The sequence below is a fragment of the Ligilactobacillus sp. LYQ60 genome, from assembly GCF_045033015.1.
In the GTDB taxonomy this organism is placed as follows: Bacteria; Bacillota; Bacilli; order Lactobacillales; family Lactobacillaceae; genus Ligilactobacillus.
In genome coordinates, this window is sequence record NZ_JBJFZV010000001.1 from 119,846 (window position 1) to 136,342 (window position 16,497).

At 41.5% G+C, this 16,497-nt stretch carries 13 protein-coding genes and 1 other annotated feature; of the genes, 11 read left to right on the forward strand and 2 right to left on the reverse strand.

Annotated features, from left to right (window positions below; all coding sequences use genetic code 11):
* Positions 1 to 99: 99 nt before the first annotated feature.
* Positions 100 to 855, reverse strand: a complete 756-nt coding sequence (locus tag ACI3EZ_RS00550) for a sulfite exporter TauE/SafE family protein (protein WP_405023662.1) — start codon at positions 853 to 855, stop codon at positions 100 to 102.
* Between the two features lie 428 nt (positions 856 to 1,283).
* On the reverse strand, positions 1,284 to 3,812 hold the full coding sequence (locus ACI3EZ_RS00555) for a M1 family metallopeptidase (RefSeq protein WP_405025180.1): 2,529 nt from the start codon (positions 3,810 to 3,812) through the stop codon (positions 1,284 to 1,286).
* 219 nt (positions 3,813 to 4,031) lie between these two features.
* Here ACI3EZ_RS00555 and ACI3EZ_RS00560 point away from each other — a divergent pair, with 219 nt between their 5' ends.
* From ACI3EZ_RS00560 to ACI3EZ_RS00610, 11 genes are all read left to right on the forward strand, one after another.
* Complete coding sequence (locus tag ACI3EZ_RS00560) at positions 4,032 to 4,709, forward strand: type 1 glutamine amidotransferase (RefSeq protein ID WP_405025181.1); 678 nt, start codon at positions 4,032 to 4,034, stop codon at positions 4,707 to 4,709.
* 152 nt (positions 4,710 to 4,861) lie between these two features.
* Positions 4,862 to 6,142 (forward strand): FAD-binding oxidoreductase, encoded by a 1,281-nt coding sequence (locus tag ACI3EZ_RS00565; protein ID WP_405025182.1) that lies wholly within the window; start codon positions 4,862 to 4,864, stop codon positions 6,140 to 6,142.
* A 156-nt stretch (positions 6,143 to 6,298) separates the two neighbouring features.
* Positions 6,299 to 6,547: a binding site (T-box leader), on the forward strand.
* Positions 6,548 to 6,620: 73 nt separating this feature from the next.
* The gene (locus ACI3EZ_RS00570) at positions 6,621 to 7,469 is read left to right on the forward strand and encodes a MetQ/NlpA family ABC transporter substrate-binding protein (RefSeq protein ID WP_405025183.1); all 849 of its coding nucleotides are present in this window, start codon (positions 6,621 to 6,623) and stop codon (positions 7,467 to 7,469) included.
* Positions 7,470 to 7,481: 12 nt separating this feature from the next.
* Entirely contained in the window at positions 7,482 to 8,531 is a 1,050-nt protein-coding gene (locus ACI3EZ_RS00575) for a methionine ABC transporter ATP-binding protein (RefSeq protein WP_405025184.1), read from the forward strand.
* A 5-nt stretch (positions 8,532 to 8,536) separates the two neighbouring features.
* Entirely contained in the window at positions 8,537 to 9,238 is a 702-nt protein-coding gene (locus tag ACI3EZ_RS00580) for a methionine ABC transporter permease (protein ID WP_405025185.1), read from the forward strand.
* A gap of 385 nt (positions 9,239 to 9,623) precedes the next feature.
* Positions 9,624 to 11,111, forward strand: coding sequence for an ABC transporter substrate-binding protein/permease (locus ACI3EZ_RS00585; RefSeq protein WP_405025186.1), 1,488 nt, complete (start codon positions 9,624 to 9,626; stop codon positions 11,109 to 11,111).
* The gene (locus ACI3EZ_RS00590; protein ID WP_405025187.1) at positions 11,104 to 11,847 is read left to right on the forward strand and encodes an amino acid ABC transporter ATP-binding protein; all 744 of its coding nucleotides are present in this window, start codon (positions 11,104 to 11,106) and stop codon (positions 11,845 to 11,847) included. The genes ACI3EZ_RS00585 and ACI3EZ_RS00590 overlap by 8 nt, the downstream gene beginning before the upstream one ends.
* Positions 11,848 to 12,006: 159 nt before the next feature.
* Entirely contained in the window at positions 12,007 to 13,428 is a 1,422-nt protein-coding gene (locus tag ACI3EZ_RS00595; protein ID WP_405025188.1) for an APC family permease, read from the forward strand.
* 147 nt (positions 13,429 to 13,575) lie between these two features.
* Positions 13,576 to 14,076 (forward strand): GAF domain-containing protein, encoded by a 501-nt coding sequence (locus tag ACI3EZ_RS00600; RefSeq protein WP_405025189.1) that lies wholly within the window; start codon positions 13,576 to 13,578, stop codon positions 14,074 to 14,076.
* 82 nt (positions 14,077 to 14,158) lie between these two features.
* Positions 14,159 to 15,616 (forward strand): amino acid ABC transporter substrate-binding protein/permease, encoded by a 1,458-nt coding sequence (locus ACI3EZ_RS00605; RefSeq protein WP_405025190.1) that lies wholly within the window; start codon positions 14,159 to 14,161, stop codon positions 15,614 to 15,616.
* Between the two features lies 1 nt (position 15,617).
* Positions 15,618 to 16,358, forward strand: coding sequence for an amino acid ABC transporter ATP-binding protein (locus tag ACI3EZ_RS00610; protein WP_405023674.1), 741 nt, complete (start codon positions 15,618 to 15,620; stop codon positions 16,356 to 16,358).
* Positions 16,359 to 16,497 lie beyond the last annotated feature (139 nt).

Genomic DNA, 16,497 nt, shown 5'->3' on the forward strand with positions numbered 1-16,497 from the left:
TATATCAAAACAAACGAATTAAATTAAAAAATATTAGTTGCTGAATCGATCTTCCTTGTTTTGGTTCGGCGAGTTAGTTCTACTACGCCATTTGGGCAATTAGTGAATTGTAATAATTCCGAAGCCCTGTAAGAGATGATAGGTTCCGGCCGCCAACATAACAATGTAGGCCATCCGACGGACAAAATTCATTGAAACATGGTGCATAATGCGCATGCCGATGGTTGTTCCAACTACGCAGGCGATGATGGTGACGCACAGCGGACCGATCATTTGAACGGTAAAATTGCCGCACGCAATGTTGTTAACCAAAACATTTACCGTCGTAATCGCAAAGTACAGTTGCAGGGTAACCTGGTATTCAAGGGGATCATCCATAACGGAATCAAAGTAGGCGACCATCGGCGGTCCCCCAATGGCAAACATGCCATCCATAAACCCCCCAAGGGCGCCCGCAATTGACCCAACTAACGGGTTGCGTTTCAGGTGGACGTACCTAACTCCAAAGATTAAGTACAGGGCAAGGATCCACATGAAGAAACCGAGAATAAGCCCCATGGTGCGAGAACTTAACCGAACCATCATGTACACGCCGATAAACCCACAGATTAGGGAGGAAATTGCCGGATAAAAAACCATCTTCCACTTAAGGTGCTTACGCATCGAAAAAATCGTGTAAAGTTGGAGGATGAGCACGGTTGCCACGACAATGACCGTACATTTCCGGTAGGGGAAGAAAAACGGCAAGATAGCCATGCTAAGGATACCAAAGCCAAACCCACTCGTACTCTGAACGAGCGCGGAAACAAACGTCACGAGGGCTAAGATGATTCCTAACTTAGGGGTTAAAATCAATAACAAAACCTCCTTTCTGTTGATTAACCAAGACTATTATACACGGCCAAATAACTAATTAAAAGTTAGTTTCTTGATAGGAACTGTTGGCAATACCACTTAGGATTAAAATTTTGTTAGACGAGTATCAGGTGTCAAACGAAGAAGCTAAAATTACCTTTTCACTAGCAAAGAAGCATACAAACATTTTTGTCATAATGGAATGGCAAGGCTACATGTTAACAGAATATTGCTGGGAATCTAGTATTTCAGCCTGTTAATCTTACTGAACAGTAATTTCAAACTTAGTGCTGTGTGGTTGTGATAGCCGCTGAACCGCAGTCCAAAGATATTAATTAGTCTTAAAACCCCCATTCATAAGAACTATAAAAGCTCTATGGATGGGGGTCCATTACTTATGTGTCTTTTTTTTTTATCCTCGCGCCTTATTATTCCGCTGCCAGCGCCTTATTGACGGCTCGCCGTTCACTAGCAACCAGCGCAACATGACTCTCAATGATTCGAATATCCATTGTAATTTCACGGGTTAACCCTGGGGTATTAATCTTTGGTTCAAAGAAGCCCTTAAATTCATCCAACCGTTCTTCGGTATGGAAAGCGTTGGCCGTTACCGTAATGAACCGGCTAAATTCCATGTCACCACCAACCGTTTTTTCTAACCAATCCCATTCAGTCCGTAACCAGTCCCAGGCTGCCTGTTCTCCGGCCGGGTTGGTTAGTAATCCATTGTACCAAGAGCGAAGGTCCTGTGGCTTAATAACAGCGGCTTCCTCAAATTTTGTCAATAACTCGGTTATGAAGGTGTGGTCCTTCGTTGCCGTGAGGGCATTGCAAATATCCGCCTTGTAGTTCGGGTCAGACGTTGTAACGTACTGATTCAATAAAGCGTTAACCAGTTCATCATTGCCGTAGTGCTGAACCTCACTCTTGAGGATTAACGGCCGAATGTCGGCGTTAACTCCTTCAAGGTTTGCGAGATTTGCAGTAAAGAGCTCATGGGCGGCTGCAATCGTGTCCTGGTTGTTGGCGGCTATGGCAGCCTTTAAAACGTACGGCCGGGTCATTTGATCATCCTTTGATTCGGTCGTTGCCGGGTGCCAACCAAGCCGTTGAACCTGGTGGGCACTCAGTTTATTGAGTAAGAACTGATAGTTCTTTTCTTCGTTCGTTTCTGGGGTAACAAATTGGTCTAGCTTATCAGCAATTGCATAGAGGGCATCGTTGACAATGGATGAGGTGCTATCTGCAAATCCGTTCAATAGTGGGACAAGTTCGGCGTATGAAATTTGCCGTCCCTCTGCCAGGAGACGCAGGTCCTGAAGAAGTTGCCGCTGGGTGATATGGTCAAGTTCATCCTTGTGAGCTAAAATGTCATTCAATAATCGTTGATCGTACTTAACGATGAAGTGTGAGTTATTATCTGCATTTAGCCGGAACGGAACGCCTTCCTTTTCTCGCAGTTCCTGGTAGTTACCTAAAACAAGCCGTTTATCCTTCATGATCGTTGGAGCGGCAGTATAGTTGCTATTTAGCGGAATTTGCCATGTCCGACCAGCTTCCTTACCATCGCCGATAAAGAATTGCTGCTGATTAAGGACCAGGTTGCCGTCTTCCACCTTAGCAATAACCACCGGGAAGCCTGGTTGATTTAACCAGGACTTCATGATGCTACCAATATCCATCCCGGCAGCATCGCCCAGTGCCTGCCACAGATCATCCCCGGTAGCGTTGTGGTACTTGTGGGCTTCAAAGTAATTCTTTAAGCCCTTCCGCATTGCGTCGTCCCCGATAAGGGCCCGAACCATTACTAACATTCGTGATCCCTTGGCGTACACAATCGCCCCGTCAAAGATGGCATCAATCTCAGCCGGATCCTGAACGTGAACGTGAATTGGTTGTACACCATCAGTTGCATCCCGTTGGAGGGCAAGAGGGGCTTCGGATGTCTGAAAGAGTTCCCAAATGTGCCAATCTGGCTCGAGGGCATCCACGGAAACGTATTCCATCATGTTAGCAAAACTTTCGTTTAACCACAGGTCATCCCACCATTTCATTGTAACAAGGTCCCCAAACCACTGGTGGGCCAACTCGTGGGTAATCACCGTTGCAACGTATTGCTTCCGGGCAAGGGAAGTGTTATCTGGGTTAAGCATTAGGGTTGCTTCCCGGTACGTGATTAACCCCCAGTTTTCCATGGCGCCAGCTGAAAAGTCCGGTAAGGCCAACTGCCATGAATGCGGAAGCGGGTAGGGGGTCTGGTAGAAGTCCTCGTAAAATTCAATTCCGCGCTTAGCAATGTCCAACGCAAAGTCAAGCTCCTTTGGTTGGTGAGCTTTTGTGGCGAACACGCCAACCTTGACTCCGCTCTTGGTAGTAGTCATCTTACTTTGCATTTCCCCAAAAGCAAACGCAACGAGGTACGTGGACATCCGAACGGTTGTGTCGAAGTAGTGGAAACCACCTTCGTACTTGGTTTCAGGCATGTTGGCAATAATTGTTTCCCCAGCGTGCTCGTCAAACTTAATGGCCAAATCAAACGTGGCCTTGGCTTCTGGTTCGTCGATACACGGGAAGGCCTGACGGGCAAACGTGGTTTCAAACTGCGTTCCGATTAGCTGCTTTCGTTCGCCGTTTACCTCATAGTATGACGGGTATATTCCCATCATCGTGTCTGTGAGGGGGGCCTGATAGGCAATCACCAGCGTTACCTTTCCGCTTGCTGGGAGGGTAATATGGATGGCCTCAGAGTCGTCGTCGAAGGTGAACGGAACATCTTGTCCACTTATTTGAACGCTCTTGATCGTCATGAATTTTTGGTTAACGACAATTTTGGGGGTTAATGCTTCCCCCGTAATAGTGGAAGTTCCTTCAATTGTTTTATGCTCCCGGTCAACGGCAATCTTAAGGTCGTAGTGTTCCGGGTGGAATTTTTCATATAAGTGTGTAAATTCAGCCATGTAGGTTCCCTCAATCTTTCTATAGAATCACTCACATTGTACCGCAGATACTATTAAAATAATAGTGAATTCGCTTTCGAAATGGGAGATTAAATAACATTACAGAACGTAATCAGTAAAAATTAACTGCTAATTTAAAGTGAACCAAACGAAGCTTCACCATTCTCCTCGGATTATTAGCGTGCTAAGATAAGCTTAAAATGAAAGGGTGGTTAAAAAATGCGGGTAAATATCTTACAACATGCAGTAAACGAAGGACCGGGGGTTATTGCGACGTGGTGTCACGAACACCAACATACTATGACGGTTTACCATCCGGCAGAATTTGGCCGGTTACCGGCGCTTAAGGATACGGGGATGCTAGTAATTTTAGGAGGGCCAATGAGTCCAAACGATGATCTTGAATGGCTAACTACTGAACGTGATTTAATCCGGGAAGCGATTACGCGCAATATTCCAGTTTTAGGGGTATGCTTAGGGGCACAGCAGATTGCCAAGGCGTGTGGCTACTTGGTAACCGCTGCGCCGGTTAAAGAAGTCGGGTGGGCTCCTGTTCAGCGGGTTAGCACCCTAATTCCGGGCTTACCTACAACGGCAGAGGTATTACACTGGCATCAGGATATGTTTTCCATTCCAGATGAAGCGGAATTACTTTACCAGGGGGAACGAGTCACCAACCAGGCATTTGTTTTTAGGAAACATCCTGTTGTGGGATTTCAATTTCACTTTGAACCCTTGGTGGCTAATCTTCGCGAAATTGTTGTTAATGATGCGGCGTATGATAAGGATTCCGTCCTCCGGCAATCGCCGGCAGAAATTTTAGCCCACGGCATTCCGGCCGAAAATCCCCGGATAATGAGAGTAATTCTGGATTACCTAGCAACATGGAATAATTAGCAACTATCGCGCATTAATTTGGGACAGAACAGCCATCGCGGCCTTATATTTTTAATGTTCTTTTTAAAATTTACAAGAAAATAATTTTTAATACCGTTAGATTGAGACTATAATAAAAACAATTGATAAAATAGTTTTGCGGAGGAAAAAGGATGAAAAATAAAACTCGTCCGGTGGTGTACCTTCTGTTGTGCGCACTTCCAGTAGTGATGACGCTCCCGTTACTCGTAACGGGACATACGAAAATGAAATATTTCTTTGGGGAATTGGCGTACTGTCTGTTTATTGTTGACGTGCTTCTTGGATTGCGACCAGAGTGGATTGAACGTTTGATAGAGTTAAAGAAGCTGTATTGTCTGCATGGCCTGCTCGCAATTATTGCTGTGATTGGGGCTGCGTGTCACATTGAAATGAGTCACCTGCACGGGTTTGCTGCGCTTCTTGGATGGGGCGCATTTTACGGGGCCATTGCAACGGTTATCCTCGCAGTGGGCTTTCTTACCAGCCAAGTCCTCCGTGTGCCGTTTTTAGGGAATTGGATTGGAATGCTTCGTAAGAGATTAGCCCAAATTGGAATTACGCGAGAAATGGTGCTCTTAGTTCATATGCTATCACCGCTGATCGTTGTTATGGTCTTTTTTCACGTGGTGTTAATCCATAAGTTTAACCGCCTGGTATGGTTTATGGTGTTCTTCTGCGGGTACTTTGCGTTGTTTATCCTCGGATATGCTTACTGGGGGATTTACCAACGGTTAATCGTTGCTCGGTACACGGTTACGCGAATTAAACGGGAAACGGCGACCGTCTTTAAACTCACGCTAAAACATGCTAAGGGAGATATTATAACTGCACAAGGTGGTCAATTTGTTTTTATCCACGCTCCGTTTGCGATGCCTAACGAGTACCATCCGTTTTCGGTATTACAAATTAACCACGATGGAACTGAACTTACCTTAGGAATTAAGCAGGTTGGCGATTTTACGACTAAACTTGCACACGTTGCTCCTGGAACCCAGATTAAAATTCGGGGAGTATATGGACATTTTACTGCACCAATTGACGATACACCGATATTGGCAGTGGCTGGGGGAATTGGGATTACCCCGTGCGTTGGTATGTTGCAGTCGTTGCCCCACAACCAAACCGGGTACTTGATTTGGAGTGTGCGGTCCCGGGAAGATGCTTGTTTTAGTGAGGAATTGACGCAGTTACGGGTAACTCATCCGCACGTTCAGGTTATTCTGCACGACGATAGTGAATTAGGATATCTTGATAAGGAATTTTTAATTCGGCAAATTCCAGAACTTAAACAGCAACGCCCGTTAAATTGCTTTATATGCGGTCCCACGCCGATGATGACCAGCGTTGAACAGCAGCTCAAGGCAATGCAGGTCCCGGACAGGCGGATCCTTGATGAAGGATTTATTTTTTAAGACCTGTTATAAATAACGCTTAAATAAGAGGAGAGTTTTAGGTGCAACTCCTTTTATTTCTGTAAAAGTGGCTTTATTTTAATCCAATGATGATAAATCGATGAAAATTATGTTGACAATAATGGCGATTAGATTATAATAAAACCAATCAAAGAGATAAACATCATGAAAAGCAGAGTAACTAGCTTATGCTCACAGAGAGTTCCTGGGTGGTGTGAAGGAATGGACGGCGGTTAGTGAAGATGGGCTTGGAATGGCATCGGTGAATGGTTAACCGGTGACGGTGATGCACCCGTTATTAGTGCAGGGTCTTTCTGACACATAGGCTGTCGGCGTGACTCGGTAAGGTTACTTCTGTGAGGAAGTAATAAATAAAGGTGGTACCACGAAAATAACGTCCTTGTTTCTAAGGGCGTTATTTTTTTGTTTATTTCGTGAGCAAAAGTTGTTAATGAATTTACAGAAAGGAAGAAAGCTTATGAGGAAAAAGAATTATACGGGATTATTTGTTGTAATTGGAATTATTGTTCTTCTTATTGGGGGTGCTTTATGGGGTGTTCATCAACACCAGCAAGCAAGTAAGACTGTCACAGTTGGAATTGTTGGAAATGATAAGGGAACGCAAGAAATTTGGAAGCAAGTGGCCAAAACAGCCAAAAAACGGTATGGAATTACGGTTAAAACAAAAACATTTACGGAATACACCCAACCAAATAAGGCATTGGCCGCTGGCGAAACTGACCTGAATGCTTTCCAACACTATGTCTTTTTAGACCAATGGAATAAAAAGAATGGTAATCAAGTTGTTGCGATTGGGAAAACGTATATTGCTCCTATTCGGTTATATTCAAACAAATATCACCGGTTAAGTGCTTTACCCGACGGCGCAACGATTGCGATTCCAAATGATGCTGCAAACGAAAGTCGGGCGCTATATGTATTAAAAAATGCTGGGTTAATTACTCTGAAAAAGAGTGCAGGGAAGTTAGTTACAATCGCTGATATTGCCCAGAATCCTAAGCATCTTCAAATTAAAGAATTAGCGGATGACCAAACAGCACATGCACTTAGCGACGTTGATGCGGCAGTAGTTAACAATGATTATGCAATTCCGGCTAAATTAGGGAAGCGTCAAACCATTTATGTTGAACCGGTTAACCGCGATTCTGAACAATGGATTAATGTAATCGCCGCTAAACGGGGACAACAACATAAGCGGATTTACCAAGATGTTGTCAAAGCTTACCAAACACCTGCAGTCCAACGGATTTACCGCCATTACTACGGGAAGACGGAGTTACCTGCCTGGAACCTAAACTTGAAGTAAGGGGGTCAAAGTATGACGGATGCGGTGAAACTCCATAACGTTACAGTTCAATTTACGACCCCACAGCACACTACATTGACAGCCGTTAAAAAAGCTAACTTAACTGTGCAGCAAGGTGATATTTTTGGAATTGTTGGGTACTCTGGTGCAGGGAAATCGACGCTTGTGCGTACAATTAACCTCCTTCAACAGCCAACGTCTGGGACAGTTCAGGTCGGAAATACTGTTTTATATCATGACCACCATCAATTAATTAGTACTGCCGAATTACGCCAAAAGCGACGCCGAATTGGCATGATTTTTCAGCATTTTAACTTGTTAAATGAATCAACCGTGGGGCAAAATATTTACTTTGCGCTAAAGCATACGAAGTTAACTGCTCACGAAAGTGAAGTACGGGTAAAACAATTACTTGAATTAGTGGGACTGCAGGATAAAATTGACACATATCCTGCTCAGTTATCTGGAGGGGAACAGCAACGTGTTGCCATTGCACGAGCATTAGCGAATGATCCGGAAATTTTAATTTCAGATGAAGCAACGTCAGCTCTTGATCCTCAAAATACTATTCAAATTTTAGATCTTCTAAAAAAATTAAATCGCAAATACGGGTTAACAATTATCTTAATCACCCATGAAATGGATGCAGTAAAAAGAATTGCAAATAAGATTGCAATAATGAGTGATGGGCAGATTATTGAACAAGGTCAGCTCTTAGACGTGTACTTACACCCCCAAAAGAAATTAACCCAACAATTTGTGGGCGGTGTTTTAGCAGCAAAAACAGTTTTGGAAACAATTAAGCACGAACAAGCATCAAACGAGCAAATTTTTCAAATTACATTTTCAGCTTCTACTCTGCAGGAGGCGATAACCTTATCACTTTATAAAAAGCTTGGTGTTGAAGTTTCAATCATTTACGGTAATATGGAATTTTTAAATGATCAGCCAGTTGGAACGATGTTTATTTTAGTTCGTGGAACCCAAGAACAACTTAAGCAAGTTCCCCCATCACTAACGAAAACTGGTGTAACCGTAACAACAATTAATGACCGGAGGTAATAAGTATGACAGTCTTTATAAAGCAACTTTTACCCAATGTTATGAATCTTGGATGGTGGGGGGACACTGGTTGGGGAACAGCACTTTTTCAAACAGTTGCCATGACAATTGTTCCTGGAATTATTGGTGGAATCTTGGGGTTAGTATTTGGCTTTGGGTTGGTATTAACTGCACCGACCGGAATTTCGCCTCACAAATCCTGGTTTAATTTTTTCGATAAGATCGTATCGCTCTTTCGCTCCATCCCATTTATTATCCTGTTAGCGGTAATTGCACCAGTTACCCAGTTAATTGTCGGTACTCAGATTGGAATGGTTGCCGCCATGGTTCCATTGTCAATCGCAGTATTTCCCTTTTATGCCCGGCAAGTTCAAGTGGCCCTTGAAGGAGTCGATCACGGAAAGGTAGAGGCCGCTCAATCTTTAGGAGCAACTAATTGGGACATTATTATTGATGTATATTTGTGGGAAGCACGCGCAGAACTGGTTCGGGTTTCAACCGTTACGTTGATTAGTTTAATTGGCTTAACAACGATGGCTGGTGCGATCGGTGCAGGTGGATTAGGAAATACTGCAATTACGTATGGTTACGACCGCTTTAATAATGATGTTACGCTTGTTGCTACCGTATTAGTATTAATTCTGGTTTTAGTCGTTCAACTTGTTGGGGATTGGCTAACATTGAAATTAAATCACCAGCAGAGTTAATAAATTATTGTGCACATACGGCTGGTGAATAATTTTATTAATATTAATTAAATAAGAACGTGGTTTTTAAACCACGTTCTTATTTTACTAACGCCATTACTAAAATAGTAACTTAATTAATCAGAATATAATGCTAGCGTTTGTCGGACTAGCTGTGTGCTTTAATTCATTGGTTAATGGGAATCCCCATGATCCTTTATTGCAAATTCCGTAGTTATTAAAAACTTTGTCTATAATAAATAACTTCTACTGCCAATTATTTTGGACTTTATCGAAGGATGATAATTATTTTTAGAGTAGTTTCCTAATAAACATTCAAAATATATTGAAAACAAAGCCATTTATTGTATAATATTAGCAAATAAATAATAAAGAGGGGTATATTATGCATAAAGTGATTCATAAAATAACAATGTTTTTGATATGCATAGGTTTGTCCTTAGCATCGCTTGGAATTATGGTTAACGGCAATAATAATAGGCAACCAGTCAAGGCAGATGCAACGCCACAATTATTAACCCGGATTAAACACCGCGGTAAATTAATTGTTGGAACAAGTGCAGATTATCCGCCGTTTGAATTTAAACAAGGGAGCAAATATGAAGGAATTGATATGGATATTGCTCGTGATATTGCTAATAAGATAGGCGTTAAACTTGAAATTAAAAACATGGATTTTGATTCATTGCTTGTCGCCCTTGAAACCCACAAGGTTGACATGGTGATTGCGGCGCTGAATCCCACCCCACAACGTGAAAAAAGCGTTGCCTTTTCTAAATCATATTATACGGATGGCAATGACTTATTAATTCGAAAGAATGATAAAGACAAAATCACTGGGCTTAAGGATTTAACAAGCCACAGTACCGTAGGCGTACAAACCGGGTCAGTACAAGCAGAGTTGGTTAAGAAACAGTTACCCCACGTTAAAACGAAGGGACTTACAAAGCTTAATTCACTGGTAATTGCACTAAAGACTGGTAAAGTTAACGCGGTCGTAATGGATGAGGCCACTGCTAAGGCTTACGTTCAAAATGATCATAGTTTAAGTTGTCTCCATGCCGGATTTACTGGTCAATCACCGGCCAATGCGATTGCTTTCCCGAAGGGGTCAGCATCACAGTCACTCATTAGTTTAGCTAACCATGAAATTACCCAGTTGAAAAAAAAGCAAACAATTGATAAGCACTATGCTCCCCATGCAGTAGCCCTGATGATGAGTCATAAAAGTAAGCGTCATGTATGGAATTACACTAATTACTTTATTAGCGGAATAGAAATTACCCTTTTAATAACCGTAATTTCTACCGGAATTGGGGTTGTTTTAGGAACACTTCTCGCATTACTACGGTTAGGAACAAATAAAATTCTTAAGTGGTTATCAATTGCCTATATTGAGTTTGTTCGGGGGACACCACTGATGGTGCAAGTTATGTTTATGTACTTTGGTGTGGGAATGTTAATTAAAAACCTTCCAGCACTGGTTGCCGGAATTATCGCAGTTGCCCTTAATTCCGGTGCATATGTCGCCGAAATTATCCGTTCAGGGATTATGGCAGTCGACAAGGGACAAACCGAGGCAGCGGTTAGTTTGGGAATGAGTCGCCGTCAAATGTATCGTTATATTATCCTCCCGCAAGCCTTACGTAATATTTGGCCTGCATTGGGGAATGAATTTGTCACGTTAATTAAGGAAAGTTCATTAGTTTCAGTAATCGGAGTTGGCGAGTTAATGTACCAAACACAAATGGTGCAAGCAGCTACTTATCAGGGAGTTTTACCACTAGCCGTTACGATGGTGATTTATTTCGTCATAACATTTACGCTAACCCGGCTACTAAACTGGGGTGAAAGGAGAATTAACCATGACTAATGTTTTTGAAATTAATAATTTAGTTAAGCGGTTTGATAATAAAACGGTACTTCATTCAATTACAGCAACGGTCCCTGTTGGAAAGGTAATTTGTATTATTGGTCCATCCGGTGCGGGAAAGAGTACGTTTTTACGGTGTTTAAACGGCCTTGAGCATCCAGACGGAGGAACAGTTGTTTTTAACGATCAAGTTGATTTACTAACCGCGAGCCAGGCAACGTTAATGAACGTTCGTAAACAAATCGGAATGGTCTTTCAGGATTTTAACTTATTTCCCCATTTATCTGTTTTGGAAAATCTTGTTTTAGCTCCCACGATTGTGGAGGGCCGTTCCCACGAGGAGGTCACCCATGCCGCACTTAAGAACCTTAAACAGGTCGGGTTGAGCGATAAACAAGATGCTCGGCCGCAAAGTTTATCTGGTGGTCAAAAACAGCGGGTGGCAATTGCACGGGCATTAACAATGAACCCGCGAGTAATTTTATTTGATGAACCAACAAGTGCCCTCGATCCTGAAATGGTTGGTGGGGTTTTAGAAGTAATGAAACAATTAGCTCAAGAGAAAATGACGATGGTTTGTGTTACCCATGAAATGGGGTTTGCCCGCCATGTAGCAGACGAAATTTGGTTTATGGCCGATGGGACAATTCAGGAACAGGGGCCGGCAGAACAATTGTTTAACCATCCTCATACAGCGCGGTTGCAACATTTTCTTGCAGAAATTTTGACATCGTAACTTTAAAGATTATTCGACTTAAAATAATGTATTTTATTCGCAATATGCTCGTATTTTATAATATTAATTGAAATTTCCCTAACTTTTGTAATCATTTGCGTTGAATTCTAATTGTTTTCATATTAGAATTTAATCATTACATGGAAAGAGGGTTAGGGTATGAATTATTTTAAGTCATTATTTCGACGTCAAAATCCACAGGTTTACCAAAATTTGGACGGCCATTTGGAACGGACACTGACTACTAAGGATTTTATTGGTCTTGGTGTAGGAACGATTGTCTCGACGTCAATTTTTACCTTACCAGGTGAGGTTGCTGCGATGCATACGGGGCCGGCAGTAATCGTTTCCTTCCTATTAGCTGCCATTGTAGCGGGATTAGTATCGTTCGCATATGCAGAGATGTCAAGTGCGATGCCTTTCGCCGGGTCAGCTTATACGTGGATTACCGTTATTTTTGGTGAACTTCCTGGTTGGGTTGTTGGCTGGGCTTTATTAGCAGAATATTTGATGGCTGGTGCGTTCATTGCTTCCGGGATTTCAGCGAATCTACGTGCACTCCTCGCATCCTGGAACATCACTTTTCCTGCCTGGTGCGCGCATCCGCTTGGAGTTCAGGGGGGATTATTCGACGGTGTTGCTATTTTAGCAATTATTATTACAACTATTCTTCTTAACGCGGGAGCAGAACATGCAACGCGTATTGAAAATTTGCTTGTTATCTTAAAGGTTGCCGCCATCATGTTATTCGTGTTTGTAGGGTTACAAGCCGTTAAGATGATTAACTTTCATCCCTTTATCCCGGCGTATCGGCATACTGCCAACGGTGCCTTTGGTGGGTGGCAGGGAATTTACGCTGGAACGTCAATGATTTTCTTGTCCTATATTGGGTTTGATTCTATTGCTGCGAATTCAGCTGAAGCTAAAAACCCAAAACGCACCATGCCGAGGGGAATTATTGGATCATTAGTAATTGCAGCAGTGTTTTTTATTGCGGTTAGTTTTGTTTTGATCGGCGTGATGCCGTATACAAAATACCACAATTCAGCAGAACCAATTGGTATGGCCCTCCGGGCAACTGGCCATAGTGGAGTTGCTGTTGTTGTCCAAACAATCGCTGTTATCGGAATGTTGACGGCATTAATCGGAATTACAATGGCTGGTTCACGGTTAATTTATTCGTTTGGTCGGGATGGGATGTTACCGTCATGGCTAGGAAAATTAAATGCAAAACAGCAACCGCGAAATGCCTTGGTAACAATTACTACGGTGATGTTAATTATTAGTGCCTTTTTCCCGTTTGCATTTCTTTCACAGTTAATTTCTGCTGGAACCTTAATTGCTTTTATCATGGTTGCCGTTGCAATTTATCCTTTACGCCATCGTGAAGGACACGATATTCCGGTTCCTGCTTTTCGGATGCCGTTTTATCCGGTTTTACCAACTTTAGCAACGTTAGCAGCTTTAGTAGTATTTCTAGGACTAGGAACGAGCGCTAAGTTCTTTATGTTACTATGGTTAGTTCTCGGCGTATTAATTTATTTCTTGTACAGTCATCGACATTCGCTAAACGAGAAATAATGTTTTTCTAAGTAGCCTAGTGGGTTTAACTCACTATCCTACTTTTTATTTATTTTGCGACACATTTAGTTTATCCTTAATCACAGTACACGGTAAAACAATAAAAAGAACGCTTAAAAAGCAGAAAATACTCGAAAGGAGAAATCTATGCAAATTGATGATAAAACTAAACAATATCAACTCATGTTAGCACAAGCTAAGGCCCTTTTCGCCAATGAACATAATGTTCTGGTAAACCTTGCAAATACCAGTGCGCTGTTAAAAACAACTTTCTCAAACACTGTCTTTGCGGGGTGGTACCTATTTGATGGTCAGGAATTAGTTTTGGGACCTTTTCAAGGTCAAGTATCATGCGGACGTATTGCTCTTGGTAGAGGAATATGTGGTACAGCAGCAGCAACGCAATCAACTATCATTGTTAAAAATGTTGCTAACCATGCCAATTATATTGCATGTGATTCAGCTGCAATGAGCGAAATTGTGGTCCCAGTAATTCAGGACCAACACCTTCTAGGAGTACTAGATATGGATGCAAAGATGACCGAGGCTTATGAAAAAAACGATCAAATCTATCTAGAAAAACTGATTGAACTTTTATTAACACACACCAACTGGGATTTTAGTATGTTTATGATTAACAATGGTTAAAAATATTACGATCCAAAACTAAACTTATAGTTGTTGGTAAATATTGCATTATTAAAAAACATTAAGTGAAAGGAATGTGAATATGAAACATTTAAAACGGCATTTAGTAGTGTGGGTGCTAATGTGTGTTGTTTTATTGGCAGAATTAGTTGGAGGGAATACGAAACACGTCATTGCCAAATCAACCACAAAAGAACCAACATACACAATTGCAACCGACGTGACGTTCCCACCATTTGTCTTTACAAATAATCATAATCAACTTACGGGGATTGATATCGACCTAATGAAAGCAGTTGCCCGTGAGGAAGGCTTTAAGGTGCGGTTTAAACCAATTGGATTTAATGCAGCGATTCAAGCGGTTACTTCTGGTCAAGTTAATGGCATGATTGCAGGAATGACCATTACAAATGAACGCCGGGAACGGTTTGACTTTTCAAACCCGTATTATTCATCCGGAATAGTAATGGCAGTTAACCCTAAAAGTAGCGTGCGGCGGTTAAGCCAACTACGCGGGAAAAAGGTTGCGGTCAAAACGGGAACGGCTGGTGCCAATTATGCTAACTCAATCAAACAGAAGTATGGTTTTACCGTGGTAACATTCGACGATTCAGATAATGTCTATAACGACGTAAAGACAGGAAATTCGGTTGCTTGTTTTGATGATGATGCTGTGTTGAAGTATGGGATCAAAACGGGATTAGGGCTAAAAATTGTAACGAAACCAACAGCAATTGGAAACTACGGGTTTGCCGTTAAGAAGGGGACAAACCAGCAATTAATGACAAAGTTTAATGCGGGATTAACTAAGCTTAAGCGGAACGGTCAGTACAAAAAAATTATCAATAAGTATACTAAAAATAAAGCAGTGAAGGATGCAGCGTCGAGTCATACATTTTGGGGATTAATAAAACAAAATAGTGGCGCATTTTTAAGTGGATTAACAGAGACGCTAAAACTAACCTTAGTTGCTATTATTTGTGCAACTATTTTTGGCGTTATTGTTGGACTATGCGGGGTGGTTCCTAATCGTGTTCTAAATATGTTAGCAGCAGCGATTGTTTATGTTTTTCGGGGATTGCCATTATTAGTTTTAGCATTATTCATTTATAATGGAATTCCTAGTTTAATCGGAATGAAAATTCCGGCATTTATCGCGGGAATCATCACATTAACCTTAAATGAAGGTGCGTATATTGCAGCTTTTGTTAAAGGGGGAATTCAAGCGGTTGATCGTGGCCAAATGGAAGCAGCGCGTAGTTTAGGACTACCATTTGGAATTGCGATGCGTAAAGTAGTGCTGCCACAGGGAATTAGGATGATGATTCCTTCATTTATTAATCAATTTATTATCACCTTAAAGGATACCTCAATTTTGTCAATTATTGGAATTGTCGAGTTAACCCAAACGGGAAAGATTATTATTGCCCGGAATCTAGAAGGATTTAAGGTATGGCTGATTGTAGCTGTAATGTACCTGGTATTAATCACTGTTTTAACGCTACTCTCAAAGTGGATTGAACGGAAATTGGAGGTATAAAATGACGCAAGCAAAGATTTTAGTACAACAAGTAGCCAAACAATTTGGACATAATAAGGTGTTAAAAAATATTAATTTTAAGGTAGATGAAGGGCAGGTAGTTGTCTTAATTGGTCCTTCTGGCTCTGGGAAGAGCACGTTATTACGTTGTTTAAACCGGCTGGAAACACCAACTTCAGGAAAAATTGTGGTAGATCAGTTAGATATTTCGGATCCGCGAGTTAATATCGATAAGGCGCGCGAAAACATTGGAATGGTTTTTCAACACTTCAATTTATTTAATAACTTAACTGTGGGTGAAAATATTATGCTTGCACCCCGGGAATTAAAAAAACAAACGGCGACTGTTGCTGAACAAACGGCAAAACGGTTATTAAAATTAGTAGGATTAAGCGATAAGTTTACTATGTATCCCCAATCATTATCCGGTGGACAGAAACAACGGGTAGCAATTGCCCGGGCATTGGCAATGAATCCAGATATAATGCTGTTTGATGAACCTACTTCAGCATTGGACCCTGAAATGGTTGATGATGTTTTAGCGGTAATGAAAAAATTAGCTGATGACGGAATGACAATGGTAATTGTCACCCATGAAATGGGGTTTGCAAAGGAAGTTGCGGATAAGGTAGTCTTTATGGCAGAGGGATATATTGTTGAAGAAGGGCGTCCAGAAGAAATATTTAATCACCCCCAAAATGACCGAACAAAAGCATTTTTGAAACGATTACATCAGATATAGATTTGGCAACAAGCCTTAATTTATTTAATTAGCTTATTCGATAATTAATATTTAATTATTTCTAAGATGTAAAATAAACTTATTTTAAATAATGATGTTACAATAGCTCCTTGTGAGATTTTATTGATAAGGAGTGGTC

What these genes read in the sequence shown, in the direction of transcription:
- ACI3EZ_RS00555 (WP_405025180.1), bottom strand. Translation starts at nt 3,812, where the DNA reads ATGGCTGAATTTACACACTTATATGAAAAATTCCACCCGGAACACTAC.
- ACI3EZ_RS00560 (WP_405025181.1), top strand. Translation starts at nt 4,032, where the DNA reads ATGCGGGTAAATATCTTACAACATGCAGTAAACGAAGGACCGGGGGTT.
- ACI3EZ_RS00565 (WP_405025182.1), top strand. Translation starts at nt 4,862, where the DNA reads ATGAAAAATAAAACTCGTCCGGTGGTGTACCTTCTGTTGTGCGCACTT.
- ACI3EZ_RS00570 (WP_405025183.1), top strand. Translation starts at nt 6,621, where the DNA reads ATGAGGAAAAAGAATTATACGGGATTATTTGTTGTAATTGGAATTATT.
- ACI3EZ_RS00575 (WP_405025184.1), top strand. Translation starts at nt 7,482, where the DNA reads ATGACGGATGCGGTGAAACTCCATAACGTTACAGTTCAATTTACGACC.
- ACI3EZ_RS00580 (WP_405025185.1), top strand. Translation starts at nt 8,537, where the DNA reads ATGACAGTCTTTATAAAGCAACTTTTACCCAATGTTATGAATCTTGGA.
- ACI3EZ_RS00585 (WP_405025186.1), top strand. Translation starts at nt 9,624, where the DNA reads ATGCATAAAGTGATTCATAAAATAACAATGTTTTTGATATGCATAGGT.
- ACI3EZ_RS00590 (WP_405025187.1), top strand. Translation starts at nt 11,104, where the DNA reads ATGACTAATGTTTTTGAAATTAATAATTTAGTTAAGCGGTTTGATAAT.
- ACI3EZ_RS00595 (WP_405025188.1), top strand. Translation starts at nt 12,007, where the DNA reads ATGAATTATTTTAAGTCATTATTTCGACGTCAAAATCCACAGGTTTAC.
- ACI3EZ_RS00600 (WP_405025189.1), top strand. Translation starts at nt 13,576, where the DNA reads ATGCAAATTGATGATAAAACTAAACAATATCAACTCATGTTAGCACAA.
- ACI3EZ_RS00605 (WP_405025190.1), top strand. Translation starts at nt 14,159, where the DNA reads ATGAAACATTTAAAACGGCATTTAGTAGTGTGGGTGCTAATGTGTGTT.
- ACI3EZ_RS00610 (WP_405023674.1), top strand. Translation starts at nt 15,618, where the DNA reads ATGACGCAAGCAAAGATTTTAGTACAACAAGTAGCCAAACAATTTGGA.